Annotated in this window: 27 protein-coding genes, 1 tRNA gene and 1 pseudogene; 17 read left to right on the plus strand and 12 right to left on the minus strand. The window is 63.6% G+C overall.

What is annotated here, in order from left to right:
- The 5 genes and pseudogenes from O7A60_RS06345 to O7A60_RS06365 form a co-directional block, all read left to right on the plus strand.
- Nucleotides 1–243 (plus strand): annotated as a pseudogene (locus O7A60_RS06345) (3-oxoadipyl-CoA thiolase); the annotation flags it as partial.
- 151 nt (nt 244–394) lie between these two features.
- A complete protein-coding gene (locus O7A60_RS06350) occupies nt 395–1,426 on the plus strand; it encodes a BMP family protein (protein ID WP_337105560.1) in 1,032 nt (343 codons plus the stop codon).
- 118 nt (nt 1,427–1,544) lie between these two features.
- The gene (locus tag O7A60_RS06355) at nt 1,545–3,056 is read left to right on the plus strand and encodes an ABC transporter ATP-binding protein (RefSeq protein WP_337105561.1); all 1,512 of its coding nucleotides are present in this window, start codon (nt 1,545–1,547) and stop codon (nt 3,054–3,056) included.
- Entirely contained in the window at nt 3,056–4,111 is a 1,056-nt protein-coding gene (locus tag O7A60_RS06360; RefSeq protein ID WP_337105562.1) for an ABC transporter permease, read from the plus strand. The genes O7A60_RS06355 and O7A60_RS06360 overlap by 1 nt, the downstream gene beginning before the upstream one ends.
- Entirely contained in the window at nt 4,108–5,052 is a 945-nt protein-coding gene (locus O7A60_RS06365) for an ABC transporter permease (RefSeq protein ID WP_027144559.1), read from the plus strand. Before O7A60_RS06360 ends, O7A60_RS06365 begins: the two co-directional genes overlap by 4 nt.
- Before the next feature lie 92 nt (nt 5,053–5,144).
- On the opposite strand, the gene O7A60_RS06370 is transcribed toward O7A60_RS06365, so the two are convergent.
- Nucleotides 5,145–5,912: an SDR family NAD(P)-dependent oxidoreductase gene (locus O7A60_RS06370; RefSeq protein WP_337105563.1), complete on the minus strand. Its 768-nt coding sequence runs from the start codon at nt 5,910–5,912 to the stop codon at nt 5,145–5,147.
- A gap of 262 nt (nt 5,913–6,174) precedes the next feature.
- Here O7A60_RS06370 and O7A60_RS06375 point away from each other — a divergent pair, with 262 nt between their 5' ends.
- Nucleotides 6,175–6,330: a hypothetical protein gene (locus O7A60_RS06375; protein ID WP_140510795.1), complete on the plus strand. Its 156-nt coding sequence runs from the start codon at nt 6,175–6,177 to the stop codon at nt 6,328–6,330.
- 133 nt (nt 6,331–6,463) lie between these two features.
- Nucleotides 6,464–7,414, plus strand: a complete 951-nt coding sequence (locus O7A60_RS06380) for an LLM class flavin-dependent oxidoreductase (protein WP_337105564.1) — start codon at nt 6,464–6,466, stop codon at nt 7,412–7,414.
- Here O7A60_RS06380 and O7A60_RS06385 read toward each other — a convergent pair.
- Nucleotides 7,365–8,075 carry a TetR/AcrR family transcriptional regulator gene (locus tag O7A60_RS06385; protein ID WP_337105565.1) on the minus strand — a complete coding sequence of 237 codons (711 nt, stop codon included), beginning with the start codon at nt 8,073–8,075 and terminating at the stop codon, nt 7,365–7,367. The genes O7A60_RS06380 and O7A60_RS06385 overlap by 50 nt on opposite strands.
- A gap of 137 nt (nt 8,076–8,212) precedes the next feature.
- Between O7A60_RS06385 and O7A60_RS06390 the strand changes: the two genes are divergently transcribed.
- The gene (locus O7A60_RS06390) at nt 8,213–8,698 is read left to right on the plus strand and encodes a RidA family protein (protein ID WP_027144555.1); all 486 of its coding nucleotides are present in this window, start codon (nt 8,213–8,215) and stop codon (nt 8,696–8,698) included.
- On the opposite strand, the gene O7A60_RS06395 is transcribed toward O7A60_RS06390, so the two are convergent.
- Nucleotides 8,685–9,380, minus strand: a complete 696-nt coding sequence (locus tag O7A60_RS06395; RefSeq protein WP_337105566.1) for a cysteine hydrolase family protein — start codon at nt 9,378–9,380, stop codon at nt 8,685–8,687. The genes O7A60_RS06390 and O7A60_RS06395 overlap by 14 nt on opposite strands.
- Before the next feature lie 297 nt (nt 9,381–9,677).
- Here O7A60_RS06395 and exbB point away from each other — a divergent pair, with 297 nt between their 5' ends.
- From exbB to O7A60_RS06410, 3 genes are read left to right on the plus strand one after another with little or no spacing between them, the layout of a single operon-like run.
- Nucleotides 9,678–10,619: a tonB-system energizer ExbB gene (exbB, locus tag O7A60_RS06400; protein ID WP_337105567.1), complete on the plus strand. Its 942-nt coding sequence runs from the start codon at nt 9,678–9,680 to the stop codon at nt 10,617–10,619.
- A 12-nt stretch (nt 10,620–10,631) separates the two neighbouring features.
- Nucleotides 10,632–11,099 (plus strand): TonB system transport protein ExbD, encoded by a 468-nt coding sequence (gene exbD / locus O7A60_RS06405; protein WP_337105568.1) that lies wholly within the window; start codon nt 10,632–10,634, stop codon nt 11,097–11,099.
- The gene (locus O7A60_RS06410; RefSeq protein WP_337105569.1) at nt 11,096–12,040 is read left to right on the plus strand and encodes an energy transducer TonB; all 945 of its coding nucleotides are present in this window, start codon (nt 11,096–11,098) and stop codon (nt 12,038–12,040) included. Before exbD ends, O7A60_RS06410 begins: the two co-directional genes overlap by 4 nt.
- Before the next feature lie 19 nt (nt 12,041–12,059).
- On the opposite strand, the gene O7A60_RS06415 is transcribed toward O7A60_RS06410, so the two are convergent.
- The 3 genes from O7A60_RS06415 to O7A60_RS06425 all read right to left on the minus strand — a co-directional run bounded on the left by O7A60_RS06415 (nt 12,060) and on the right by O7A60_RS06425 (nt 13,741).
- Complete coding sequence (locus O7A60_RS06415) at nt 12,060–12,311, minus strand: hypothetical protein (protein ID WP_127277088.1); 252 nt, start codon at nt 12,309–12,311, stop codon at nt 12,060–12,062.
- 297 nt (nt 12,312–12,608) lie between these two features.
- On the minus strand, nt 12,609–13,358 hold the full coding sequence (locus tag O7A60_RS06420; protein WP_337105570.1) for a helix-turn-helix transcriptional regulator: 750 nt from the start codon (nt 13,356–13,358) through the stop codon (nt 12,609–12,611).
- A 307-nt stretch (nt 13,359–13,665) separates the two neighbouring features.
- A tRNA-Ala gene (locus tag O7A60_RS06425) sits at nt 13,666–13,741 on the minus strand.
- Nucleotides 13,742–13,888: 147 nt separating this feature from the next.
- Here O7A60_RS06425 and O7A60_RS06430 point away from each other — a divergent pair.
- Together O7A60_RS06430 and O7A60_RS06435 are read left to right on the plus strand one after the other, a co-directional pair.
- Entirely contained in the window at nt 13,889–14,182 is a 294-nt protein-coding gene (locus O7A60_RS06430; RefSeq protein WP_015315112.1) for a YggT family protein, read from the plus strand.
- 7 nt (nt 14,183–14,189) lie between these two features.
- Nucleotides 14,190–14,513, plus strand: coding sequence for a DUF167 family protein (locus O7A60_RS06435; protein WP_337105571.1), 324 nt, complete (start codon nt 14,190–14,192; stop codon nt 14,511–14,513).
- 7 nt (nt 14,514–14,520) lie between these two features.
- Here the strand turns inward: O7A60_RS06435 and O7A60_RS06440 are convergent, their stop codons facing one another.
- Genes O7A60_RS06440 through O7A60_RS06450 form a run of 3 tightly spaced genes read right to left on the minus strand, consistent with a single transcriptional unit; the run spans nt 14,521 to nt 17,262 of the window.
- A complete protein-coding gene (locus O7A60_RS06440; protein WP_027144548.1) occupies nt 14,521–15,402 on the minus strand; it encodes a MurR/RpiR family transcriptional regulator in 882 nt (293 codons plus the stop codon).
- A 16-nt stretch (nt 15,403–15,418) separates the two neighbouring features.
- Nucleotides 15,419–16,489 carry an ABC transporter ATP-binding protein gene (locus O7A60_RS06445; RefSeq protein ID WP_337105572.1) on the minus strand — a complete coding sequence of 357 codons (1,071 nt, stop codon included), beginning with the start codon at nt 16,487–16,489 and terminating at the stop codon, nt 15,419–15,421.
- Between the two features lie 2 nt (nt 16,490–16,491).
- Nucleotides 16,492–17,262, minus strand: a complete 771-nt coding sequence (locus O7A60_RS06450) for an SDR family NAD(P)-dependent oxidoreductase (protein WP_337105573.1) — start codon at nt 17,260–17,262, stop codon at nt 16,492–16,494.
- Nucleotides 17,263–17,442: 180 nt separating this feature from the next.
- On the opposite strand from O7A60_RS06450, the gene O7A60_RS06455 reads away from it, so the two are divergent.
- From O7A60_RS06455 to O7A60_RS06470, 4 genes are all read left to right on the plus strand, one after another.
- Nucleotides 17,443–18,669 carry an ABC transporter substrate-binding protein gene (locus O7A60_RS06455; RefSeq protein WP_337105574.1) on the plus strand — a complete coding sequence of 409 codons (1,227 nt, stop codon included), beginning with the start codon at nt 17,443–17,445 and terminating at the stop codon, nt 18,667–18,669.
- Between the two features lie 140 nt (nt 18,670–18,809).
- Nucleotides 18,810–19,679, plus strand: coding sequence for a carbohydrate ABC transporter permease (locus tag O7A60_RS06460; RefSeq protein WP_337105575.1), 870 nt, complete (start codon nt 18,810–18,812; stop codon nt 19,677–19,679).
- Nucleotides 19,676–20,500 (plus strand): carbohydrate ABC transporter permease, encoded by an 825-nt coding sequence (locus tag O7A60_RS06465; RefSeq protein WP_140811112.1) that lies wholly within the window; start codon nt 19,676–19,678, stop codon nt 20,498–20,500. The genes O7A60_RS06460 and O7A60_RS06465 overlap by 4 nt, the downstream gene beginning before the upstream one ends.
- A 79-nt stretch (nt 20,501–20,579) precedes the next feature.
- A complete protein-coding gene (locus O7A60_RS06470) occupies nt 20,580–22,121 on the plus strand; it encodes a M81 family metallopeptidase (protein ID WP_337105576.1) in 1,542 nt (513 codons plus the stop codon).
- On the opposite strand, the gene O7A60_RS06475 is transcribed toward O7A60_RS06470, so the two are convergent.
- The 3 genes from O7A60_RS06475 to O7A60_RS06485 form a co-directional block, all read right to left on the minus strand.
- Entirely contained in the window at nt 22,102–24,156 is a 2,055-nt protein-coding gene (locus tag O7A60_RS06475; protein WP_337105577.1) for a M3 family metallopeptidase, read from the minus strand. The genes O7A60_RS06470 and O7A60_RS06475 overlap by 20 nt on opposite strands.
- A gap of 90 nt (nt 24,157–24,246) precedes the next feature.
- A complete protein-coding gene (locus O7A60_RS06480) occupies nt 24,247–24,681 on the minus strand; it encodes a nuclear transport factor 2 family protein (protein WP_337105578.1) in 435 nt (144 codons plus the stop codon).
- Entirely contained in the window at nt 24,678–25,322 is a 645-nt protein-coding gene (locus tag O7A60_RS06485) for a carbonic anhydrase (RefSeq protein WP_027144539.1), read from the minus strand. Before O7A60_RS06485 ends, O7A60_RS06480 begins: the two co-directional genes overlap by 4 nt.
- Nucleotides 25,323–25,392 lie beyond the last annotated feature (70 nt).

The raw sequence follows: 25,392 nt of genomic DNA on the forward strand, positions 1-25,392 counted from the left end.
CTCAACGAAGCCTTCGCCTCACAAGGCATCGCCGTGCTGCGCGAGCTCGGCATTGCCGAGGATGCGCCGCACGTCAATCCGAATGGCGGCGCCATCGCACTTGGGCATCCCCTGGGCATGTCGGGCGCCCGCATCTCAGGGACGGCCGCACGTGAGCTGCGCGAACGCGGTGGCCGCTACGCGCTGGCCACCATGTGCATCGGCGTCGGCCAGGGCATTGCCGTTGCGCTCGAACGGGCCTGATCGTCGGTTCTCGGCTCGCCAAGACCATGGCCAGATTCGGCGCTCCGCCAAATTTGACCATGTGGACAAAAGTGCTGACCCGTTCCATAGTTCCCCGTCTGATTTTTGGAACAGCCGGCTCGACACGGCTGTCGAACAGAGGGGCACTTCAATGGAAAACCGGAAGAACAAATCCCATTCGATGCGCGAAGGGCTGTCGCGGCGCAACGTGCTGGAGCTGGGCGCTCTTGGCCTGGCGGCGGCGATGCTGCCTGGTGCGGCCTTCGCGGCGGGCAAAAAACTGAAAGTGGCGGCGATCTTCGCCACTCCGATCGAGGAGCCTTGGGACAACCAGATCCACGTCGCCTTGCAGAAGGCCGAGAAGGAACTCGGTATCGAATACAAATGGTCCGAGAAGGTGCAGACCGCCGACTTCAGCCGCGTCATGCGCGAATATGCGCAAGGCGGCTACCAGCTGGTGCTGGGCGATGCCTTCGCCGCCGAGCGTGAATCACGCCGCACCGCCAAGCAGTTCCCGAAGACCGCCTGGCTGTTCGGCTCGGGAGCCGGGCCGGCCGAACCCAATTTCGGCGTGTTCGACAACTGGATCCATGAGCCGGCTTATCTCTCGGGCATGATCGCCGGCAAGATGTCGAAGTCGGGCACCGTCGGCGCGGTGGCGGCGATGGGCATCCCGGAAGTGAACCGGCTGGTCAACGCCTTCTTTGCCGGCGCCAAGGAGGTCAATCCGAACGTCAAGAAGAAGGTCGCCTTCATCGGCTCGTTCTTCGATCCGCCGAAGGCCAAGGAGGCCGCGGTGGCGCAGATCGATGCCGGCGTCGATGTCATCTATGCCGAACGCTTCGGCGTCATCGAGGCGGCGGTGGAGAAGAAGATCTTCGCCATCTCCAACATGTCCGACCAGTCGAGCCTCGGCCCCGACACGGTCATCACCGGCCCGGTCTGGGACATGTACCCGACGGTCGAGCAGGCGATCAAGCTGGTCAAGGCCGGCGTCTACACGGCGCAGGATTACGGCGATTTCTCGCGCATGGCCAAGGGCGGCTCGTATCTGGCACCCTTCCACAAGTTCGACAAAACGTTACCCGCCGAGATCAAGGATCTGGTCGAGAAGAAGAAGGCCGAGATCCTGGAAGGCAATTTCCGGGTGGATGTGGACGAGAACACGCCGGTTTCGGATTGAGGGTTGGTTGCGAGGGGCCGGTGCGTGGCGCCCCTCGTCCGGCAGGCCTGACGGGGGTGCAGCGCATCCCTGTCAATCAAAGCTGCCATGGTAAAGCCAATTCCTTTCAGGAGCGCCCTTGTCCGCCCCCCTCATCGAAATGCGCGGCATCACCAAGACCTTCGGCGCCCTCAAGGCGAACGAGGCCGTGAATCTCAGCGTGGCGCCGGGCGAAATCCTCGGTCTGCTCGGCGAGAACGGCGCCGGCAAGACGACATTGATGAACGTGCTGTTCGGCGCTTACGCGCCGGATGCCGGCGAGATCCTGATCCAAGGCCGGCCGGTACGGATCACGAGCTCGGCCGATGCGCTGGCCGCCGGCATCGGCATGGTGCACCAGCATTTCCATCTGGCGCCACGGCTGACGGTGCTGGAAAACCTGCTCATCGGTATTCCGGGCAAGTCGGGGCGGATCGATCGCGCCGGCGGGCTGGCTCGGCTTGCTGAAATCAGCAGCCAGCACGGGCTGACGCTTGATCCCGATCTGCCGGTCTCGGCGCTGTCGGTCGGCGAGCAGCAGCGGCTGGAAATCGTCAAGGCGCTGTTTCGAGGCGCCAGGCTCTTGATTCTCGACGAACCGACTGCAGTGCTGGCGCCGAGCGAGGTCGAGGGTTTGTTTTCGGCGTTGCGGTCTATGGCGGCGCAAGGGCTCGGCATCATCTTCATCTCGCACAAGCTCAATGAGGTGCGGGCACTCACCCATCGCTGCACCGTACTGCGGCATGGCCGCGTCGCCGGCCGTGTCGACGATCCTGCCAACACGACGTCGGCCGCAATGGCGCAATTGATGTGCGGCCATGAGATCGTGCCGCCGGCGAGGGGGCCGTCGGTGCCCGGCGCCGATGTGCTGACGCTCGATGGCATTTCAACCTCCCGGCATTCCGGCACGGCGCTGCGCGATGTGTCGCTTGCGGTTCGTGCGGGCGAAATCCTCGGCATTGCCGGCGTCTCCGGCAATGGCCAGCGGGCACTGGCGGAGGTCATCTCGGGCGTGCGCGCGCCCGATGCCGGCCGGATGACCATCGCCGGCCAGACCGTATCGCGGTTCTCGCCGCGCGAGGTGCAGGCGCTGGGCCTTGGCCGCATCCCGGAAGATCGCATGACGACGGGGCTGGTCACCAATCTGCCGCTCGCCGATTCCATGGTGCTGCCGCGCATCGGCACATCTGCCTTCTCCGCCAGGGGGCTGCTCAAGCCGGATGCGATCCGCGCTTTCGCCGAAGAACAGATCAAGGCCTATGATATCAGATGTCCCGGGCCGATGACGCGCGCCGGCGCGCTGTCCGGCGGCAATCTGCAGAAGGCGCTGCTGGCGCGCGAGCTTGCCTTCGACCCAAAGGTGCTGATCGTGTCGCAGCCGACGCGCGGCCTCGACATTGGCGCCGCCCGTTTCATCCACGAAAAATTCCTCGACATGCGCGCCAAGGGTTGCGGCATCATCGTCATCGGCGAGGATCTGGAAGAACTGCTGGTGCTCTGCGACCGCATCGCGGTGATGTATGAAGGCCGCATCGCCGGCACGCTGGACAGCGCCGACGCGACCGTCGCGCGGCTCGGCCTGCTGATGACCGGCGCGGAGGGGCACGGCTGATGTTCCGCCTCGAAGTCCGCACCTCGACACCCGCCTGGTTCAACCTCGCCTTGCCGCTGCTGGCGATCGCCGCCACGCTCATCCTGTGCAGCGGGCTGATCGCGCTGGCCGGCGCGGGTGTCCTCGATTCCTACGGGGTTATGTTCACGGCTTCGCTCGGCGACAGCTATGCCATCACCGAAACGCTGGTGCGGGCCGCACCGATGATTTTTACCGGGCTGGCGGTGGCTGTCGCCTTCCGCGCCAAATTCTGGAACATCGGCGCCGAGGGGCAATTGCTTGCCGGTGCGGTGGCGAGCTGTTTTGTTGGCGCCATTCCCATGCCGGGGCCGCTCGCCATGCTGCTGATGGCGCTGGCGGGTGCGGCCGCAGGCGCCGCAGTAGCGCTGGTGCCGGCGACGCTGCGCGTAAAATTCAAGGTCGATGATGTGGTGAGCTCCCTGTTGCTCAACTCGGTCATCTACTACGCCTTGATGGCGCTGATCGAAGGGCCGTGGAAGGATAGCTTCAGCGGCTACCCGATTTCGCCGCCGATCGAGGATTCGGCGAACTTTCCGGTGTTGATCGAAGGCACGCGACTGCATCTCGGTGTCGTCGCGGCGCTGGTCGCGGCCCCATTGATCTGGTTCCTGATCGTGCGCACGACGCTCGGCTTCCGGATCAGGGTTACCGGCGAAAACCCGGAAGCGGCCAGATACGGCGGCATCCATGTCGAGCGAGTGCTGATCTCGACGGCGCTGCTGTCGGGCGCGCTGGCAGGTCTTGCCGGCGTCGGCGAGGTCGGCGGCGTGCACTTCCAGGTGATGAGCGACATCTCGCCGGGCTACGGCTATTCCGGCATCGTCGTCGCCATGCTGGCGCGGCTCAACCCGCTCGGCGTCGTGCCGGCGGCGATTTTTCTGGCGGCCGTGATGACCGGTGCCGAGGCGATGTCGCGGGCGACCGGCGTGCCGGCCTTCCTCAGCGACGTCATCCAGGGCACGGCGCTGCTCGCCATGCTGGTGGCGCTGCTGTTCACCGCCTATCGCATCCGCCGCGTCGGAGCCTTCGGATGAGCGCGGTGTTCGAACAGATTTTTCAGGTCGGCTTTCTCGCCGCCATCATCCGCATCGCCACGCCGCTGGCCTTTGCCACGCTCGGCGAAATGTTCTCCGAACGGGCCGGCGTGCTCAATCTCGGCATCGAAGGCATCATGCTGCTCTGCGCGATGACCGGCTTCACCGCCACCAGCCTCAGTGGAAGCCTGTGGCTCGGCGTGCTGGTGGCGGTGCTGACCGGCATGCTGATGGGCGCGCTGCATGCGCTGTTCACGGTGGCGCTCGGCCTCAGCCAGCATGTCTGCGGCATCGGCGTCACGCTGTTCTCGTCGGGCCTTGCCTATTTCCTCTACCGGCTGATCTTCGGCCAGCAATCGGTGCCGCCGAGCATCAAGGGTTTTCAGACGCTGCCGATCCCGGTCCTCTCAGATATTCCAGTGCTGGGACCTGCGGTGTTCAACCAGTTCGCGCTGGTCTACATGGCGATCATTGCCATCCCGCTCGCCGCCTTCGTGCTCTACCGCACACCCTGGGGCCTGTCGGTGCGCATGGTCGGTGAAAACCCGCGCGCCGCCGATTCGGCCGGCGTCAGCGTCATTGCCACGCGTTTCCAGGCCGTCATTCTCGGCGGCGCCCTGATGGGGCTCGCCGGCGCCTTCCTGTCGATGGCGCAATTCAATGCCTTCACCTTCGGCGTGGTCTCCGGGCGCGGCTGGGTGGCGATCGCGCTGGTCGTGTTCGGCCGCTGGGACCCGTGGCGCTCGGCAGGGGCCGCGCTGCTGTTCGCCTTCGTCGATGCCTTGCAACTCCGCATGCAGGCGAGCGGTTTGGGGCATATCCCCTACGAGGCGTTCCTGATGCTTCCGTTCATCTTTACCATAGTCGCGATGGCGGTCATGTCGCGCAACGCGGTGGCACCCTCGGCACTGCTGAAGCCGTTTCGGCGGGAAGAGCGGTAAGCGAATAATTGGCATCCTTTCCTCTCCCCCGATCGACGGGTAGAGGAAGGCGCCAAGCTGTCCCTGGGTCGAAGACCCAAAACCCGAATGCGTCACATCGCGGTAAAGCCGTTATCCACGAACAGATGCGTGCCGTTGACGAAACTGGACTCGTCGCTCGCCAGGTAAAGCGCTGCCTTCGCCACTTCCTCCGGCTCGCCGATGCGGCCCTGCTGCGCGGCAAGTGCGGCGTCCGAGACATCGACCCCAAGCTTGCCAAGGTCGGCGACCTCGCGCAGGCCGTGCGGCGTTCTGATGAAGCCGGGACAGACCGCGTTGCAACGGATGTTGCGATCACGGAACTCCACCGCGATGGCGCGCGCGAACATGTGGCAGGCGCCCTTGGTGGTGTCGTAGAGCACTTCATTCGGCGTCGCCGCCACCGCCGAGATCGACGAGGTGCAGACGATCGATCCACCGCCGGCGGCGATCATGCCGGGCAGCACGGCGCGTGTCATCAGGAACATCGAGCGCACATTGACGGCGTGCAGCCAATCCCATTCCTGCAGTGTCGTCTCCAGGAACGGCTTTATCACGATGGTGCCGGCATGGTTGAACAGCACGGTGACGGGCCCGAGTTTTTCGGTCGCTCCTGTAACCGCCGCCTCGACCTGAGCCTCATCGGAAACGTCGGCGACAAAGTATTCGGCCATGTGTCCCCGCGCGCGTATCGCGGCCGCGGTTGCAGCGGCTGCTTCACCGTTGCGGTCGATGATCGCCACCCTGGCGCCTTCGGCGGCGAACAACTCCGAAGCCGCGCCGCCCATTCCCGTCGCTCCGCCCGAAATGATGGCGACCTTGCCGGCCAGTCTTTCGCCCATTTTTCTGCTCCCAACGTCCTTTTGGATGATTTCATGTTGCCACCGGCAACGATGCTATCCCTCCTGCATCGGGTGGCCAATGCAGGAAATAGGCGCGTGAAGCGATGCCGCCATCCATCTCCGTCGAGCGCCTGGATTTGCCTCCATAGCAATTTCGTACCAATTTTCGACGATCGATCAGAAAATAATTTTGCCTATGACGCAAAAATAGCAATCGACAAAGTCTACAAGTTTTATAGATTAACCACAGACGGAGGTCGATATGTCCTATATCCAGAACGCCCAGACCGACAGCAACGGCCAGAAGCTGGCCAATGCCCAGGGCTTTCGCCCGGCCTATGCTGGCGCTTTCGCCTATCTCGTCTTTGCCCTTGCGTTCGTGTTCACCGGGGCAGTCGTGCTGGGCCTTATTCCCTAAGGGATCGACAGGGGCTGTTGCCCCACAGCTTTCAGGCAATCGGAGTTGAATGAACCGGATCCCGGAGCGCTTTCGCGCACCTGAGGGGCCGCATTTCACAGCATCAGTGAATCCAGAGATGGAGGAGATGACAATGCCGATCGAATTCACCCATATTCCCGGCAAGACCGCCGACGCGGCGGTTCCTTTTTTCTATGACTTCGCCGAGACCGCGACGAAGCTCGGGCTGATCGAGGACGGCGGTTTCCAGAAGATCGTCGTCGACGATTCGGCCGGGCTGCTGACCAACATGGATCTTGCGTCCCAGGTGCTCAACCGCACCGCTTCGCTGGAAGTGGTGCTCACTCATTGGGCCGGGGTTATCGACCCGACGGTGGCTGCCCGCCAGCTGGCGTCCATCGACAGGGAGAGCGGCGGACGGCTGGCGCTCAGGATGATCAGCGAGCCGCTGAACGATGACGATGCCGAGACACGGCCGGTCGGCCATGGCGTCGTCTGGCAGCGCATCGACGAATATCTGGTCCTGTTGAAGCGGCTGTGGTCGAACGACCGGCCCTTCGATCACGAAGGCGCGTTTTACAGCATCAAGGGTGGTTACGTGCCGCGCAAGGGTCCGCATGGCGCCGACCTTGTGATCCGCATGGGCGGGCAATCCGGAACGGCGCTGAAGGTGGCCGGCCGGCATGCCGATCTCTTCGAGCTGGCGCCGGGCTCGATCGACGATATCAGGCAATTGATGGAGCGGGCGCGTGGCGCCGCAGCCGAATATGGCCGTGCCGGCAAACTGCGCTTCGCGCTTCCGGTCAGGATCCACCAAGGTGTTTCCGCCGCCGGCCACAAGGCGGTCGACCTCTCCGGGCCACCGGCCCAGGTCGCGCTGTCGTTGCTTGCCTATGCGGCTCTCGGCATCGATGAGTTCATGGTCGTCGGCGTCGACAGGCCACACGAGATCGCGACAGTTGGCCGGGAAACAATGGCGCTGCTGCGCAACTCCCTGGCGCGCCGGGAGGCCGATGCGCCACAGCTTGGCAGGTTCATTTCCCGGGAGCGAGGCCCGCAAGCAGCAAATCGAGGCCCTTCCTGAAGGTGCCGACCCAATCGTCGTCGAACAGCAGGCGGGAGCGTTGGATCGTGGGATAGCGTGCGCCCGGATGTGCGTGGTGCTGCTGCGTGGCGGCCTTGTCGCTGTCCGCGAGGTCGAAACTCGTCCGGGTTATGGTGGCGCCCATCACATAGTTCCATAGCGACCAGATCGCGACGTTCAAATCCTTGTCCGCCACGCCGGCTCGGGACAAAGTCCTGCCGAGCAATTCCAGGCGGCTGAGAATGTTCGGTCCAAGCGCCCGGCTCGACAACAGCGGTACCGACCAGGGATGGCGCAGCATGCCGGCCCGCCAGTCTTCGAGCATATGGACAATTTCCACTCGCCAGTCCTCAGCGCCATTCATTTGCGGCGATCCGCGATATTCGAGCACGGAATCGAGCGCCAGATCGAAGACGCCGTCCTTGTCGTCGACGTGCCAATATAGGCTCATCACGCCCGAGCCGAGGCGATCAGCCAGTCGACGCATCGTCAATCCGTCGATCCCCCGTGCGTCCAGCAGTTCCACCGCAGTGGCGACAATGCGTTCCAGGGAGAGAGGGCGTTCCAGCAAGAGGTGCGGTTCACCGCGCGGCTCCGGCGCGGGCTGGAATTCCGTCCGTCGGGGCCGTTTGCTCCGGGCGCCGCTGCGTTTGGCGGTCATCCATCTTCCTCTCTGTTCAGTATATCGATTTTGGCCGGCAATGGCAGGAATGTCGATCCCGCTCAATTGACTCGTACAATGTACCATGCGACTGGCTCGTATGGCGTACGAGTCGGTCCGCGGAGGTAAGAAAAATCATGTCACGCACAACCAACCATCTGCTTATCGGAGGACTAATCATGATCATGGCAGCTTCCACTGTGGCGCCAGTGAATGCGAATGATTCCAGGTTGACCATCGTCAATCCAAAAACCCTCTACGACCCGTCGCCGAATGGCTATAGCACAGCCGTAATCATGCCCGCCGGAGCCCGGGTGGCCTACATTTCCGGGCAGGGCGGCCAAGACAGCACGGGAGGCTTGTCGCCCGACTTCGCCGTCCAGGTTAAGCAAGCCTACGCAAATCTGCGCGCCGCGTTGGATGCGCTCGGCGCCAGGCCGGACAAGGTCGCCAAGCTCACGGTCTTCGTCGTCGATCACGACATGTCCAAGCTTGGCGTGTTGACCCAGAGCGCGAAGGAGATGTTCGGCGAGACGCTGCCGGCACAAACCCTGGTTCCCGTTCCCAAGCTTGCGATCGACCCGATGCTCTTCGAGGTCGAGGCCATCGTCATGCTGGAGTAGCGGCACCCGGATCAGTCGGGCAAGGAAGGCGCGACAAGCCCGCGATGACGGCGTCCGAATCGGCCAGCACGCCGAAGACGCCGTCCTCGACCGTCACCATGTGCAATGCCGCTTCATGCGCTTGCCTGTCGCCGCTGGCGCAGGCGTCCGAGATTGTCAGGCACTGGAAATTGCGGTCACAGGCTTCGCGCAACGTGGTGTGAACGCAGACATCCGTCGTGCAGCCGGAAAACATCAGATGGGTGATGCCTTGCGCGCGCAGCACAAGCTCGAAATCCGTATAGGTAAAAGCGCTGTTGCAGGTCTTGTCGACGATGATGTCGCGCGGGGCGACATCGATCTCCGGAACGATCTGGAACCCTGCGCCGGAGCGCAGCAGGACGTCGGTGCCGTCGAGGCCGGCGCGCTTGCGGCGCCATTTCTCGTAGGGCGTCATGTCGGCCATGTCGGCGCGGTAACCCTGTCTGGTGTGGATGATCATGACGCCGGCTTCGCGTGCGGCCGCGATCAGACGGTTCACCGTCGGCAGGATCGCCCGCAGCGGCGAGGGGTCATACCCTTTTCTGGCGAAATAGCCCGATGTCGACAGGAAATCCTGTTGCAGGTCGATGACGATCAACGCAGTGTTTTCGGCAACCAGCCTGCCGTCATAGGGGTAATCGAAAGGTATTGCCTTGATCATCCGGAACTCCTTGCTGCCGGATCAGTCTAGCGAGTCCGCATCGACACGGCGACACTGGATGCCTGTCATCGTATAGCCCGGGGCGGATATCGCAGACCACCGGCGCCGTAGCGTTTCAGGGATTTTGCGGCGCATTCCCAAATTGTTGAGCATTGCAGTCATCTTTAATGTTGACTAATAAGTTCATGTTTCATAGTCAGCCGGGCACCTTGCCTGGCGCAGCCGGGATTGGAATGCGGCGGCCGCGCTGGAGAAATGCCATGACCGGGGGCCGCTGTAAGGACAAGGAAGAAGCTCGTGTCGAGACATTGTTTGTTGGCGGCATTTGTCGCATCGGTGATCCTGGCGGCGACCGGCGCGATGACCCAGGAGCAACCGGCCGGCGCTGCTCCAGCAGTCGAGGCACCTGCCGCGCCGACCGAAGCGGCACAAGCTGCTCCAGCCGCACCGGCATCCGCCACGACGGCCGCATCTGCGACGCCCGCGCCCGCGCTGCCGGCGGGGGCGGCACCTGCGGGGGCGATGGAGCTGAACCTGCCGCACGACCTGTCGCCATGGGGCATGTTCATGGCCGCCGACATCATCGTGAAGGCGGTGATGATCGGATTGGCCTTCGCGTCGCTCGTCACCTGGACGATCTGGCTGGCCAAATCGCTGGAGATTTTCGGCGGCAAGCTGCGCATCCGGCGCGCGGTTCGCGCGATCGGCGATGCCGCGACGTTGAAGCAGGCGAGCCGTGCGCTCGACCGTGGTGGCGGCCCCGGCGCGCTCCTGGTGCGGGCGGCGGAGGAAGAGACCGCGCTTTCGGCCGGCGCGCTCGACCATGTCGGCGGAGACGGGCTGAAGGAACGGGTCAATTCGCGCCTGTCGCGCATCGAGGCGGCGGCGTCGCGGCGCATGTCGCGCGGCACCGGCCTGCTGGCGACGATCGGTTCCACCGCGCCTTTCGTCGGCCTGTTCGGCACCGTCTGGGGCATCATGAACGCCTTCATCGGCATTTCGCAGGCGCAGACCACCAATCTCGCCGTGGTCGCGCCAGGCATCGCCGAGGCGCTGCTGGCCACCGCGATGGGTCTGGTCGCGGCGATTCCGGCGGTGGTGATCTACAACGTCTTCGCCCGCTCCATAGCCGGCTACCGGCAGGTCCTGGCCGACGCCTCGGCGGGCGTCGAACGGCTGGTCAGCCGCGACCTCGATTTCCGCTCCGTCGCACCCGCGACGGCGGTGGCGGCCGAGTAGCGGCGCAAGACCATGGGCAGCCGAATCCGCCAGAGCATGGATGACGACCTCGAGGAGAGCCACGAGATCAATGTCACGCCGTTCATCGATGTCATCCTGGTGCTCCTGATCATCTTCATGGTCGCGGCGCCGCTGGCGACGGTGGATGTCAATGTCGATCTGCCCAGGTCGACCGCGACATCGGCGCCGCGGCCGGAGACCCCGCTTTTCCTGACATTGAAGGATGATCTCACGCTCTCGATCGGCAATGACGCCGTGCCGCGCCCGGCTTTTGCCGCCATACTCGACAGCCGCACCAAGGGCGACAAGCAGACGCGCATCTTCCTGCGCGCCGGCAAGGCGGTCGCCTGTGGCGACCTGATGGAGGCGATGAACCTGCTGCGTGCAGCCGGCTATCTGAAGGTCGCCCTGGTCGGCCTGGAAGCCGCTCCCGCCAGTGATGCCGCCGCACCGGTGCCAGGCGCGACGGCTGCCCCATGACATGCTCCGCCGCCTCGGCCACGATGGTCCTGTCGCGCTTCGGCTGGCGCGATCTTGGCCTGTGGGCATGTGCGGCCGTGCTGATGCTTGGGGCGCACGTCGCGGTCGCCTATGCCGTGCAGAATTTCAGTCCAGCCGACCCGCCGGATGGCGGACCGCCGCCAGCCCTGATGATCGAAATGGCGCCGATGATGGTGACGCCGGCGTTACCTGAACACGCCGCGATGCTCGGTGCGGCCATTCCCGACCAGACCGAGCCGGTTGAAGAGACCGAAAAGGTCACCGAAGCCGAACCCGACAAGGTGATCGAGCAAGCGGAGCCTGCTGCCGAGCCGGAGACGGTGCCGCCGGACGAGTCAACGGAGATGACGAAAGTCGAACCAGTCGACCAGCCGCCGCTGGAGGAGGTCGTCCCCGATATCGTCGAGACCGTCGCGCCGGAGGTTGTCGTTCCGTTGCCGCAGGCAAAGCCGACGGAGCGGCGCAAGGAAAAGGAACCGGCCGAAGCCAGGGTCAAAAGGCCTGCCGACATGCCCAAGCTAAAGCCGAAGAAGCAAAAGGCGGAACCGCCGAAGACGGCAAGTGCCGCGAGCGCCGAGATCAAGCCCGCCGCCAAGACAGCGACGCCGAAATCGGCGGCCGGGATTTCGGGTGTCAGCCCAGCCAAATGGGAATCGCGGCTGACGGCGTGGATCAACCGCCACAAGCGCTATCCGAGTGCCGCGAAATCCCGACGCGCGCAGGGCAATGCCAATGTGGCCTTCACCGTGGATGCCTCAGGCCGGGTGATATCGGCGCACGTGGTCCGTTCGTCCGGCGATGCCGAACTCGACCGTGCCGCGCTCGCGGTGCTGCGGGGCGCCACCGTGCCGGCGCCGCCGTCGGAACTAGGCTCGCGCGTCAGCCGTACGGCGCCATTCGTGTTCAGTTTGCGGGACTAGCAGCCGCCCATCACGCGCCCTACGCCGTCCTTGGCTGGGCGTGGTTGTCTTTCGCGTGTGCCTTGGGGTGCATCGGGTTGCCGCTGAGCTGCGCATGTCTGGCCGGCCGTGCGCCGCGCAAGACATCGAAGGCCTCGGCATAGGCCATGCCGAGCAGATAGGAGATCATGGGAAAACGGCTTGCTTCGGCCATCTGCACCAGCTCGTTGGTCATCGTCGCGATATATTGCAGACTATCGAGCTCTGACTGACGTAGGGACTGGTTTGACACGTGCTACTCCTGTCATCCGATGGAATTCTGGGAACCCGTATTGGCTACGATGTGCATGTCGAGTTGGCTAATTGGTCGACCGAGCCGCCAAATGCGGGCCAGGTTCGGATCCGCAAGAAGAAAGGTAAGGTCCCAAGACTTAATACTTTGTTAAAATTGTAGTAAATCGAATGTGATCTAAAATATCTTTCTTGGCTGCAAAGTCGAAAAAAACGATTTTACTCGGATATGGAGTAGGCAATCGCAAACATACGCTTTTTCGGGATATTCTTGTTCTTATTTAGCGTAAGCTAGTGGCTAGCCCAGTCCATCCCGGGCGAGGCTGACGACGAGCTGATCGATACCGGGATCATCGAGCCTGATGACGTGCGCCATGCGGATCGCACGCCTGGGCGGGATATTGGACATGTCCTGCCGCATGATGACCGACACGAATGCCGGTCCGGTTTCGGTCAGAAGCATGGCCTTGCCTGTCAGCACCGGTTCGGAGATAGGCGCCCATTGCACCGAGATCAGCGACGGCTCGCCTGTCTGGCGGCGGTTGACGCCGCTGAAATAGATCCAGTTGAGACGCGAGATCGCCACGCCATAGTGGTTGCCGCGCGCCCGCGCCCATGTCGAGCCGCGGCGCTCCGACCATCCGGTAACCCTGCGGAATGTGACCAATTCGGCCTCGCGACGCACGAAGGTCACCGAGCGCATCAGGAGGTCGGCGCGGGTCGGAATCGAAAAATAGGTGAAATAGGTGCCGCTCGCGATCGACGGAGCGGGCGGGCGGATCATCTGGGTGAACAGGCTTTCGGAAATCGGCGGCAGGCCGGGAGCCGAGAGCTCAGGCGTGCCTGGGTCCCGGTACAGTTCGGGTTCATCGACGCGGAAGTAGTCGCAGATCAGCTTGGCGGTGGTCTTGTTGGGAACGGTCTGCCCCTGCAGGTAACGCTCGAACTGCGTGCGGTTGATGCCCAGCTCGCGGCACACCGCGCTGACGGAAGCATGGTCCTTGCAGAGCCGCCTGAGATTTGCAGCGAGATTCTCGCGAATGGACACTTTTTTGCTTCCGCGGGCGGCTTCTTCATTTCGAGTCGGAATCCGTATAGCGCCTTCGGTCGCCCCTGCCGAAACGCCTTGTCACAACACACAGAAAAAACTGATTTGAGAACGCCAGTCTAATGGGGCGGCTTCCAAAAAAAATAGCGTCTACCGGACAGAGGCCATCGCCATAAGTCCAATTGACAACCATTTCGCCTTGGGAACGCGAAATCGCATCTGGCCATTTTTGGGGGCATTGACGCCGTGGTATCGCATGATGCTTGGGCGTTACCGCTCGGGAAAGGCGGACAATCGATTATTCCGCTGGTGGAGCTGAGGAGGATCGAACTCCTGACCTCGTCATTGCGAACGACGCGCTCTCCCAGCTGAGCTACAGCCCCGTCCAGCGGATGGCGCATTTATCGGGGGACGCGGTTTCCTGTCAAGGCGGCGCATCACCGAAAACCCGACCACAGGTCGCATGGCGGAACCTGCCCTTGCCGGTTTGGCGCGTAATGGCTACATGTCGGCAACAATTGGAGACCGGCATGCTCGCCCTCATTCAAACCATCGTCATGGCGCTCGACCTCTATTGGTGGGTCATCATCGCCTCGGCGATCTTTTCCTGGCTCTATGCATTCAACGTCGTCAACTCGCGCAACCAGTTCGTCGGCAGCATCGGCAACATGCTCTACCGGCTGACCGAGCCGGCGCTGCGGCCGATCCGGCGCTTCATGCCCGACCTTGGCGGCATCGACATCTCGCCGATCATCCTGCTGCTGATCCTGTTCTTCCTCAGGCAGTTCATTCTCACAACGGTGGCGCCGCTGCTGCTGGCCTGACGATCGCTTGAGCGCGCCTTACCGCATTCGCGACAACGGCATCGAGCTGTTTGTCCGGTTGACGCCAAAGTCTTCGGTGGACAGGTTCGAAAGTGTCGAGATCTCGGCGGACGGACGAAGTCACGTGAAGGCGCGGGTCCGCGCCGTGCCGGAAAACGGCGCCGCCAATCAAGCGCTGGAGAAGCTGGTCGCCAAGGCGCTGGGCGTGCCGGCTTCGGCCGTTTCGGTCGTTGCAGGCGGCACGACCCGGCTCAAGACGCTGCGCATTGTTGGCGAACCGGCTGCGCTGGCAAGACGTGTCGAAGCGGTCTGCGATCAATCCTCTGCCTGAAGTTCAATCAATCGCCCAGCGGCAAACGCGGATCGTCGACCTTCAGCGTGTTCACGCTCTGCTTGATGCGGCGCAGGTTCTCCAGCACCTTCGGGCCGCGCGTCTCGGCGACCGATGTCACGATCATATCGACGATCGCCAGCAGCGCGTAGCGCGATGATGTCGGCTTGTAGATGTTGCCGTCCTCGAGCGGCTGCAGGTGGATGACCGTGTCGGCGGCCTTGGCCAGTGCGGAGTCGGGCGCGGTGACGGCCACCGTGGCGGCGCCATATTGCTGGGCGACCTGCACCGCCTCGATGACCGAGCGGGCATAACCGGAGACCGAGAAGGCGACCACGGTGGTGTCCGGCGTGGCGACGGCGGCGTACATGCGCTGCAGTTGCCCGTCGATCTGCGCCAGAACCGGCAGGCCGAGCCTGAACAGCCGGTTCTGCATTTCGGTCGCCATCATCGAGGAAATGCCACCCGAACCGATGCACAGCACATTGCCTGACGCAGCAAGGCGCGCGGCGACATCGACCAGCGTCGTCATGTCGAGATTCTCGCTGGCGCGCTGGATGGCTGTGACAGCCGCTTCGGTGATGGCCGACGCAATGCGCTGCTCGCGGGCGTCGCGGCTCAGCGGCTCCGGCGACAGATACTGGCCGCCGATGGCAATGGCCTGCGCCAGGTGGAACTTGAAGTCGCGCAGGCCCTCGCAGCCGAGATTGCGGCAAAAACGGGTCACCGTCGGCTCACTGACGCCGACGCGCGCGGCAATCTCGGAGATCGCGGCCTTCGAGGCGAAGTCGAGGTCGGACAGGACGAGGCTTGCCAGCCGGCGATCCGACTTGGTGCCGTCCTGCGACATCAGCTGCAGCCGGGTGATGATGTCGGCAGGCGTCTTCATATCCGAGTTTCCGTCGTCATCTCAGAGGCAGGCCCGTCGCCGTGTCGAACAGATGGATGTTGCCGGGATCGACGGAGACCGGCAGCAGGTCGCCTGGCCGGACCGGCAGCCGGTCGCGGAACACGGCGCGTACCGTATCAGTGCCAATGGCACCGTAGACATGGGTTTCGGAACCAGTCGGCTCGACGACGTCAACCTTGAGCGTCATGGTGCCGGTGGCTTCACCGACGATGAAATGCTCGGGTCGGATGCCCGCCTCCACCGCACTGCCTGCCGGCACCGGCTTGCCGGCGAGCGCAAGCCGCCCGCCGCCGACCGACTCGAACCAGGTTTTCTCAGGCGTCGTCTTGAGAGCCCCGGACACAAAACTCATCGACGGCGAGCCGAGGAAGCCGGCGACGAACTTGTTGGCCGGCCTGTCATAGAGCTCCAGCGGTGCCCCGACCTGCTGGATCCTGCCGCGGTCCATCACCACGATGCGGTCGGCCATGGTCATGGCCTCGATCTGGTCGTGGGTGACGTAGACGATGGTCGATTTCAGCCGTTGGTGCAGCGCCTTGATCTCGGTGCGCATCTGCACGCGCAACTGTGCGTCGAGATTGCTGAGCGGCTCGTCGAACAGGAACACCGAGGGTTCGCGCACGATGGCGCGCCCCATGGCGACGCGCTGGCGTTGGCCGCCTGAGAGCTGGCGGGGGTAGCGGTCGAGATAGGAGAACAGGTTGAGGACGCCGGACGCCTTTTTGACCTTCTGGTCGATGTCCGTGCGGTTCTCGCCCCGGATTTTCGGGCCGAAGCCGATATTATCCGAGGCCTTCAGGTGCGGAAACAGCGCATAGGATTGGAACACCATGGCGATGTTGCGCTGCTGCGGCGGCAGGTCGTTGGCGCGCGTGCCGCCGATCAGGAGATCGCCGGAACTGATGGTCTCCAATCCTGCCAGCATGCGCAGCAAGGTCGATTTGCCGCAGCCAGACGGGCCGACCAGCACCACGAACTCGCCGCTCTTGATGTCGAGGCTGATGTCCTCGAGGATCTTGTGCTGGCCAAAGGATTTCGACAGCTTGCGAAACTCGACGTCGGTCATGGTCACGCTCCCAATATGTCGTCGATGAACGGCAGGCAGCCGGCGGTCAATCCCGCATCCACGGGCATCACCACGCCTGTTACGCCCGAGGCCCGGTCGGAAGCAAGGAAAGCCACCGCTTCGGCGACTTCCGAGGCGTTGACGATGCGGCCGAGCGGATAGAGTCGCTGCAGCTTGCCCAAGATCTCAGGGTCCTTGGCAAGGCGATGGTCCCAGGCGGCGGTGCGGATCGATCCGGGGCAAACCACATTGGCGCGCACGCCGCGGCGGCCGAGCTCGACGGCGATCGATTTGGCATAGGCGTTGATGCCGGCCTTTGCGGCGGCATAGGCGGGGTTGCCGAAATGCGCGATGGCGTTGACGGAGGAAATGAAGACGACACTGCCCGAACCGCGCGCGGCCATCGCCTTGGCAATGGGATCGGCGAACATCATCACGCCGGTCAGGTTGAGGTCGAGTTCGTGCTCGATCCTGTCCGCGGTCAGCGCATCAAGCGTCTCGGCGCGGGTCCAGCCGGCATTGTTGATCAGGATGTCGGGGACGCCGTCCTTTTCGAGCACGGCGGCGATCGCGGCCTCGATCGAGGCCCGGTCGAGAAGGTCGAAGACATGGCGCGAGGCAAGGTGCGGGCTCGCCAGCGCCTCTTGCGACTGGTCGCAGCCGACCACCCGCGCGCCTCTGTCAGCCAGCAGTGCGACGATCGCCGAGCCAAGGCCGCCACCGGCGCCGGTGACCACGACGGTCCTGCCTTCGAATTCGGCTCTCGAAACCACGGCGCTTGCTCCTCCCGCAGGTCAGGCAGATGCCGGGAGGCTAAAGAACACGATGTAATTAAGCAACATATTAATCCGCTTGCATGCGGCGAATTCATCGATAATGTAGGAAAGTCACATAAATCTTGTGTCAGCACCGGCACAAGGAGCGCGAATGCGCGAACAAATGGGAGAGATCGGATGAACCTTGCAAAATGGACTGCCGGCCTGATGGCCGGAATGGGCATGCTGGCCTTCGCGGCGCAGGCAGAGGCCGGCGAAGTGCGGGTTACCGTCGCTGAATACAGCGCCAAGACCGGCCCCTACTTCGAGCAGGTCAAGAAGGAGTTCGAGGCGAAGAACCCTGGCATCACGGTCAAGTTCGAGGTGGTGCCGTGGGATGTGCTCTTGCAGAAGCTGACCACCGACATCACCGCCGGCACCAATGCGGATCTCTCCATCATCGGCACGCGCTGGCTGATCGATTTCGTCCAGCAGGATGTCGCCGAGCCGCTCGACAGCTATATCACGCCCGAATTCAAGGGCCGCTTCATCGACACCTTCCTGTCGCCCTCGATCATGGGCGGCAAGACCTACGGCCTGCCGATCGCCGCTTCGGCGCGCGCCATGTATTACAACAAGGAGCTGTTCGAGAAAGCCGGCATCGCCAAACCGCCGGCAACCTGGACCGAACTGCAGGAGGACGCGCGCAAGATCAAGGCGCAGGGTGCCTTCGGTTTCGGCCTGCAGGGTAAGGAGATCGAGACCGACGTCTATTACTATTACGCGATGTGGTCGCAGGGCACCGAGATCCTCAACAAGGACGGCACGTCGGGCCTCGGCACGCCGGGCGCGCTCGAAGCCGCCAAGCTCTACAAGTCGATGATCGACGAGGGGCTGACCGAGCCCGGCGTCACCTCCAACAACCGCGAGGACGTGCAGAACCTGTTCAAGCAGGGCAAGGTCGGCATGATGATCACGGCGCCCTTCCTGTCCAACCAGATCAAGGAGGAGGCGCCGAGCCTCAAATATGGCGTGGCCGCCATTCCGGCCGGTCCGACCGGCGCGCGCGGCACCTATGGCGTCACCGACTCCATGATCATGTTCAAGAACTCCAAGAACAAGGACGAGGCTTGGAAGCTGATGGACTTCCTGTTCACCACGGAGCAGCGCGCCAAGTTCACGCAAGGCGAAGGCTTCCTCCCAGTGAACAAGGAAGAGGCCAAGATGGACTATTACGTCAACAACGCCGATCTCGCCGCCTTCACCGCCCTGCTTCCGGATGCCCGTTTCGCGCCAGTCATCCCGGGCTGGGAAGAAGTTGCCCAGATCACCTCGGATGCCATGCAGAAGATCTATCTCGGCGGCGATCCCGAGACAGGCTTGAAGGACGCCGCGGCCAAGGCCAATGCGGTGCTGAAGAAATAGGGCGTATCTCCCTGCGCCCGTGGCGCGCCCCCGACTCAGGCGGGGCGCGCCACATTTTTGATTTCCAGCCGGGTGCAGCGGATCCGAAATTCGCATAAGCAGAAACTCAGATCCAGCGCACCGGGACTCAACCCAAGCCGATGCAAAATCGCTTCCTGCCCTATCTCCTGACCTTGCCCAGCCTGTTCCTGGCGGCGGTGGTCATCTTCTGGCCGGTCTGGGACCTGATCCAGATCGCGACGCATGACGTCAACCGCTTCGGTCAGTTGCGCGAGTTCAGCGGCCTTGCCAATTTCGCCGCGCTGACGGCCGATCCCGATTTTGTCGCCGCACTCTGGCGCACGGGGCTGTGGACCGTGCTGGTGGTCGGCGGCGCGCTGCTGCTCTCGATCCCGGTGGCGATGATCCTCAACACCGATTTCTATGGCCGGGGCCTTGCCCGTGTCATCATCATGCTGCCCTGGGCGGTGTCGCTGACCATGACGGCGGTGGTCTGGCGCTGGGCGCTGAGCGGCGAAAGCGGCATGCTGAATTCGGCGCTGATCGGGCTTGGCCTGATCGACCACAACATCCAGTGGCTGGCACAGGCCGAAACCGCCTTTCCGATGCAGGTTCTGATCGGCATCTTGGTGACGGTGCCGTTCACCACCACGATCTTCCTCGGCGGCCTGTCGTCGATCCCGGACGATCTCTACGAGGCGGCCGCACTGGAAGGGGCAACGCCGCTGCAGCAGTTCCGCGAGATCACCTTTCCGCTGCTGAAGCCGTTCATCAACATCGCCATCGTGCTCAACACCATCTACGTCTTCAACTCGTTCCCGATCATCTGGGTGATGACGCAGGGCGGGCCGGCCAACTCGACCGACATCCTGGTCACCCATCTCTACAAGCTCGCGTTCCGCATCGGCAAACTCGGCGAAGCTTCGGGGGTGTCGCTGGTGATGTTCGCCATATTGCTGATCTTCACCATGATCTATGTGCGCCTCGCGATGCGGGAGCAGCGCGCATGACTGGCAAGCTGAAGCGCACCGTCATCGCCTGGCTGCTGCTGGCGCCCTTGATCGTGGTGACGATCTTTCCCTTCGCGGTGATGTTCCTGACGGCGGTCAAGCCACGGACCGAGGTGCTGACACCCACATGGTGGCCGAGCGAGTTCCGCTGGTCGAATTTTTCCGACATGTGGGTGGCGACCGGCTTCGGCCAGGCGCTGGCCAATTCACTCTATGTCTCGGTGATCGCCACCGTCGGCGCCATCTTGATCTCGGTGCCGGCGGCTTACGCGATGTCGCGCTTTCGCTTTGCCGGTTACGGCGCCTTCCGCCAGTTCCTGCTGATCTCGCAGATGATCTCGCCGATCGTGCTGGTGCTCGGCCTGTTCCGGCTGATGGCCGCCTGGGGGCTGGTCGAATCGACCACCGCGCTCGGCTTCATCTACATGGCCTTCAACGTCGCCTTCACGGTCTGGATGCTGCAGAGCTATTTCGACACCATTCCGCGTGACCTCGAGGAGGCGGCCTGGATGGAAGGCGCCGGCCGCTGGCTGACGCTGCGCAAAGTGTTTCTGCCGCTCTGCCTGCCGGCGATCGCGGTGACGGCGATCTTCACCTTCATCAACGCCTGGAACGAATTCGTCGTGGCGCTGACCATGCTGCGCAGCCAGGAGAGCTACACGCTGCCGATCCAGGTGTTCTCTTTGGTCGCCGGCCGCTACACGATCGAATGGCATCACGTCATGGCCGCGACGCTGCTGGCCACTTTGCCGGTGGCGATCCTGTTCATCTGGCTGCAGCGTTATCTCGTTCGGGGGCTGGCGCTCGGGGCGGTCAAGTAGCGATCCCAGCAAGTCCAGGAAAAGTGCGCGGCGGTTTTCCGCCCGGAATTGCGAAAAACAAGAAGTCTACGGAGCTTTCATGCGCGTCTTCACCGCCTCGCTGGCGACGGAAACAAACACCTTCTCGCCGGTGCCGACCGACCGGGCCTCGTTCGAGATGGCGTTCTATGCCGGGCCGGGCAAGCATCCGGAAACGCCGACCCTGTGTTCCTCGCCGATCGTGGCGCTGCGCCGTCGCGCGGCCGCGGAAGGGCTGACCGTGATCGAGGGCACCGCGACCTGGGCCGAGCCCGGCGGTCTCGTGCAGCGGCAGACTTATGAAGCGCTACGCGACGAGATACTCGGCCAGCTCAAGGCGGCACTTCCGGTCGATGCCGTCATTTTGGGCCTGCATGGCGCCATGGTGGCGCAGGGTTATGATGATTGCGAGGGCGATCTGCTGGAGCGCGTGCGCGGCATTGTCGGGCCCGGCGTGGTGATCGCCTGCGAGTTCGATCCCCACAGCCATCTGACGCCGAAGCGCGTGGCGGCGTCCGACATCATGGCCTACTTCCTCGAATTCCCGCACACCGATTTCTACGAGCGCGGCGAGCATGTCGTCGAACTTGGACTTGCCGCGGCGCGCGGCGAGATCAAACCCGTCATCTCGACCTTCGACTGCCGCATGATCCAGGTGCTGCCGACCAGCCGCGAACCGATGCGCTCCTTCGTCGACCGCATCAAGGCGCTGCACGGCAAGGACGGCGTGCTGTCGGTCTCGGTCATCCATGGCTTCATGGCCGCGGACGTGCCCGAAATGGGCACGCGCATCCTTGTCGTCACCAACGATGACAAGGCCAAAGGCGATGCGCTGGCCGAGCGGCTGGGACGCGAGCTCTATGCCATGCGCGAAACGACGGCGATGGCCATGCTGAGCGCGGCCGACGGCATCGATCGGGCGCTGGCCGTTCGCGCCGAAAATCCCGGCAAGCCCGTGGTCATCGCCGACATCTGGGATAATCCCGGCGGCGGCGTTCCCGGCGACGGCACCATCGTGCTTCGCGAACTGCTGGCGCGGGGCATCACAAGCGTCGGCGTGGCGACGATCTGGGATCCGATCGCGGTGACTTTCTGCCAGGCAGCGGGCGAGGGCGCGGTCATCGACCTGCGCTTCGGCGGCAAGGCCGGGCCGCAGGCGGGCGAGCCGATCGATGCGCGCGTGACGGTGTTAAAGGCCGTTGGGGAAGGCTGGCAGAGTTTCGGTCCGAGCCGCGTGACATTGGGACCCTCAGCGGTGGTGCGCATCGAAGGCACCGAGGTCGATGTGATCCTGAACACCAATCGCACGCAGACCTTCGAGCCCGATATCTTTTCCAACATCGGCGTCGATCCGCTGACGAAGGACATACTGCTGATCAAATCAACGAATCATTTCTACGCGGGCTTCGAGCCGATCGCCGCCGAGATCATCTATGTCGCGGCGCTGAGTTCGTATCCCAGCAATCCGGCGGCGACGAATTACACGAAGCTGACCCGGCCAGTGTGGCCAAGGGTGGCTGACCCTTGGAAGGGTGCCGCGGGCGACGCTGCCAATCTCCCCCACGAGGGGGGAGATCGGCTAATCACACCAATCCGCGCTTGACCATCATTGCTTCCGGCGAAGGCATCTTGCCGCGAAAGGCCGTGTAAAGCTCCTCAGGGTCCTTCGAGCCGCCGGCGGCATAGATGTTCTTCCTCAGCCGCTCGGCCAGCGCCGGGTTGAAGGGATCACCTGTTTCCTCGAAGGCGGCGAAGGCATCGGCGTCGAGCACCTCGGACCACATGTAGGAATAATAGCCGGCCGAATAGCCCTCGCCCGCAAAGACATGGCCGAAATGCGGGGTGCGATGGCGCATAGCGATCGTGCCGGGCATGTCGAGCTTTTCCAATGTTTCGGCTTCGAAACGAAGCGGCTCTTCCGGCGCATCGGGCCGTGCATGGTAGGCCATGTCGATCAAGGCCGAAGCGGTGAACTCGACGGTGGCGAAGCCGGCGCCGAAAGTGCGCGTGGCCAGCATCTTGTCGAGCAGCGCCTGCGGCATCGGCTTGCCGGTCTTGACATGCAGCGCGTGCTTTTCCAGCACCGCCGGCACCGTCAGCCAGTGCTCGTAGAGCTGCGAGGGCAATTCAACGAAGTCGCGGCTGACCGAGGTGCCGGACACCGACGGCCAGGTAACGTCGGTCAGCATGCCGTGGAGCGCATGGCCAAACTCGTGGAACAAGGTCTTCGCCTCGTCGACCGACAGCAGGGCCGGTTCGCCCGCCGGCGGCTTGGCGAAGTTCATGATGTTGTAGATCACCGGCTGCGAGCCATGTCCGAGCTTGTAGCCAGACTTCAGCGCGCTCATCCAGGCGCCGGAACGCTTCGAGGGCCGCGCGAAATAGTCGGCCAGGAACAGGCCGCGCTCGCTGCCGTCGGCGTTCTTCACCACGAAGACTCGCGCGTCCGGATGCCAGGCGGCGATGCCCTTCTTCTCCTGGAAGGTGATGCCGAACAGCCGTGTCGCCACATCCAAACAGGCATCGATGATGCGGTCGAGCTGCAGATAGGGTTTCAGTTCCGCCTCGTCGAAAGCGAACTTTTCCGCGCGCAGCTTCTCCTGGTAGAAACGCCAGTCCCAGGCGGCGAATTTTTCGTTGCTGCCGGCTTTCGCCGCCAGCCGCTCCAGCTCCTTCTGGTCGGCGGCGGCTTTTTCCAGCGCCTTTTCCCAGACCGGGTCGAGCAGCGCATGCACCGCCATCGGCGTCTTGGCCATGGTGTCGTCGAGCTTGAGCGCGGCGAAGGAGGCGTAGCCGAGCAGCTTCGCCTTTTCGGCGCGCAGCTTCAGCATGTCGCGCACCACGGTCGTGTTGTCGGACGCGCCGCCATTCTGGCCGCGCATGGTGAAGGCGCGATAGGCGATCTCGCGCAGGTCGCGGCGTTCCGAGAAGGTCGTGAACGGCTCGTAGATCGAGCGCGACAGGGTGACGGCGTAGCGGCCCTTCCGGCCGCGCATCTCGGCGGCCTCGGCCATCGAACTTTTCACGAAATCCGGCAGGCCGGCGAGGTCGGCCTCGTCGAGGAACAGCGCCCAGTCGCGCTCGTCGGCCAGCACGTTCTGACCGAAAGTCGTGCCGAGCGACGACAGCTCCTCGTTGATCTTGGCCAATCGTATCTTGCCGTCGGCGTCGAGTTTGGCGCCGGAACGCACGAAGCCTTTCCATGTCTTCTCCAGGACGCGCAGCGTTTCGGGATCGAGCTTCAGAGCTTCGCGGCGCTGGTAGAGGTCGTCGATGCGGGCAAACAGCTTCTCGTTCATCGAGATCGCCGAGAAGTGCCTCGACATCTTCGGCGAAATGTCGCGCTCCAGCGCCTGGATCGTCTCGTTGGTGTAAGCGCCGGCGCGGCACCAGAAGATCGACGAGACATGATCGAGCGCCTCGCCGCCAAGTTCCAGCGCGGCAAGCGTGTTCTCGATGGTCGGTACTTCCTGGTTGGTGGCGATCGCGTCGATCTCCGCCTCATGCGCCTTCAGCGCGGCGTCGAAGACGGGGGAAAAATCACCGTCGCCAATATGGGCAAAATCGGGCAGGCCGAGCGGGCCTCGCCACGCGGTCAACGGATGGGCGGCAAGATCGACGACTTTCGTGGAAGGCATGGAGGGTCTTTCGCTGGCGTCAGGAAGGAGGGTATCACCGATGTAGGACGCTGCCTGCTGACCCGCAATATACCAGTTGGCCGCTCCGCCTCAGTAGCCCTCGCAGGTTTCGGCGATCGCGGCTTGCGAGCTGGCGGTGATTCGGTTGTCGCTCACCGCGAAGGTTTCCTGCATCAGCATGTCATTGTTGGGGAAATCGTAGCAGGCGATCACGGTGGTGACCCCGCCTTCGCTCTTCTCGATGCGGTGGCGGATAGCAGCACCGGCAACCGCACCTTTCCATTCGTCGAGCGAAGCGATGAATTCCTGTTTGCTCTGGACGACGCCGAGGTCGTCGAGTTTGATGCGGACGTCGTCGGCGAGCAGGTCCGCCAGTTCGGTGCGATCGGCGACCAGCAGCGCCGAATACCAGCGGCCGATGATGGCGCGGTCATCGGCGCGAGCGGCCATGATCGCCAACAGCAATACCGCTGCCGTGAAGACGACCGGCCGGACGTCCGTCAGCTGGCGCGCGGCCCCGTTCATTCCAGCACCGGCCGCTCGAAATCGCCGGTCTCCTTGTTCATCACCCAGAGCTCGCCGGTCGAAATGTCGAACCACGCTCCGTGCAGCGACAGCCGCCCCTTGCCCTCGAGGATCGAGACGCAGGGAAAGGTCCTGAGATTGGCGATGGAATAGCGGACCGAGATGCGCTCGAGGGCCGTCTGGCGCTCTGTCGCCGTCATGAAGGTGCTGGCCGACACCGTCTCGGCAGCCGGCGCGATCAGGCTCATCCATTTGCCGATGAAGTCGCCGGGAGACAGCGGCGCGGAATTGGGGTCGAGCGCGGCGCGAATGCCGCCGCAGCGGCCGTGGCCCATGACGACGATGTTCTTGACCTTGAGGCTCTGCACGGCGAATTCGAGCGCCGCCGAGGTCGAATGGAACTCGCCGTCCGGCTCGTAAGGCGGCACCAGATTGCCGACATTGCGCAGGACGAAAAGTTCGCCGGGGCCGGCGTCGAAGATCGCCTCGGGCGCGGATCGGGAGTCGCAACAGGCGACGATCATGGTCTCGGGCGCCTGGCCTTCGCGGGCGAGCTCGCGATAGCGGCCGCTCTCGGTGAGGTAGCGGCCGTTCATGAAATTGCGGTAGCCGGCGAGGAGGTGGTCGGGAAGATGAGGCATGGGCGGCTAAGGCCTTTCCGGTTGGAGGCGGAAGCTCGTTGCGGTCGAGGAAAGGCTCTAACGGCAAAAG

The sequence above is a fragment of the Mesorhizobium salmacidum (SeqCode) genome, assembly GCF_037179605.1.
GTDB lineage: Bacteria > Pseudomonadota > Alphaproteobacteria > Rhizobiales > Rhizobiaceae > Mesorhizobium > Mesorhizobium salmacidum.

Bases quoted from the DNA above. Each gene is read 5' to 3' on its own strand.
- O7A60_RS06350 (WP_337105560.1), top strand. From the start codon at position 395: ATGGAAAACCGGAAGAACAAATCCCATTCGATGCGCGAAGGGCTGTCG.
- O7A60_RS06360 (WP_337105562.1), top strand. From the start codon at position 3,056: ATGTTCCGCCTCGAAGTCCGCACCTCGACACCCGCCTGGTTCAACCTC.
- O7A60_RS06365 (WP_027144559.1), top strand. From the start codon at position 4,108: ATGAGCGCGGTGTTCGAACAGATTTTTCAGGTCGGCTTTCTCGCCGCC.
- O7A60_RS06370 (WP_337105563.1), bottom strand. From the start codon at position 5,912: ATGGGCGAAAGACTGGCCGGCAAGGTCGCCATCATTTCGGGCGGAGCG.
- O7A60_RS06375 (WP_140510795.1), top strand. From the start codon at position 6,175: ATGTCCTATATCCAGAACGCCCAGACCGACAGCAACGGCCAGAAGCTG.
- O7A60_RS06380 (WP_337105564.1), top strand. From the start codon at position 6,464: ATGCCGATCGAATTCACCCATATTCCCGGCAAGACCGCCGACGCGGCG.
- O7A60_RS06385 (WP_337105565.1), bottom strand. From the start codon at position 8,075: ATGACCGCCAAACGCAGCGGCGCCCGGAGCAAACGGCCCCGACGGACG.
- O7A60_RS06390 (WP_027144555.1), top strand. From the start codon at position 8,213: ATGTCACGCACAACCAACCATCTGCTTATCGGAGGACTAATCATGATC.
- O7A60_RS06395 (WP_337105566.1), bottom strand. From the start codon at position 9,380: ATGATCAAGGCAATACCTTTCGATTACCCCTATGACGGCAGGCTGGTT.
- exbD (WP_337105568.1), top strand. From the start codon at position 10,632: ATGGGCAGCCGAATCCGCCAGAGCATGGATGACGACCTCGAGGAGAGC.
- O7A60_RS06410 (WP_337105569.1), top strand. From the start codon at position 11,096: ATGACATGCTCCGCCGCCTCGGCCACGATGGTCCTGTCGCGCTTCGGC.
- O7A60_RS06430 (WP_015315112.1), top strand. From the start codon at position 13,889: ATGCTCGCCCTCATTCAAACCATCGTCATGGCGCTCGACCTCTATTGG.
- O7A60_RS06440 (WP_027144548.1), bottom strand. From the start codon at position 15,402: ATGAAGACGCCTGCCGACATCATCACCCGGCTGCAGCTGATGTCGCAG.
- O7A60_RS06445 (WP_337105572.1), bottom strand. From the start codon at position 16,489: ATGACCGACGTCGAGTTTCGCAAGCTGTCGAAATCCTTTGGCCAGCAC.
- O7A60_RS06455 (WP_337105574.1), top strand. From the start codon at position 17,443: ATGAACCTTGCAAAATGGACTGCCGGCCTGATGGCCGGAATGGGCATG.
- O7A60_RS06460 (WP_337105575.1), top strand. From the start codon at position 18,810: ATGCAAAATCGCTTCCTGCCCTATCTCCTGACCTTGCCCAGCCTGTTC.
- O7A60_RS06465 (WP_140811112.1), top strand. From the start codon at position 19,676: ATGACTGGCAAGCTGAAGCGCACCGTCATCGCCTGGCTGCTGCTGGCG.
- O7A60_RS06470 (WP_337105576.1), top strand. From the start codon at position 20,580: ATGCGCGTCTTCACCGCCTCGCTGGCGACGGAAACAAACACCTTCTCG.
- O7A60_RS06475 (WP_337105577.1), bottom strand. From the start codon at position 24,156: ATGCCTTCCACGAAAGTCGTCGATCTTGCCGCCCATCCGTTGACCGCG.
- O7A60_RS06480 (WP_337105578.1), bottom strand. From the start codon at position 24,681: ATGAACGGGGCCGCGCGCCAGCTGACGGACGTCCGGCCGGTCGTCTTC.
- O7A60_RS06485 (WP_027144539.1), bottom strand. From the start codon at position 25,322: ATGCCTCATCTTCCCGACCACCTCCTCGCCGGCTACCGCAATTTCATG.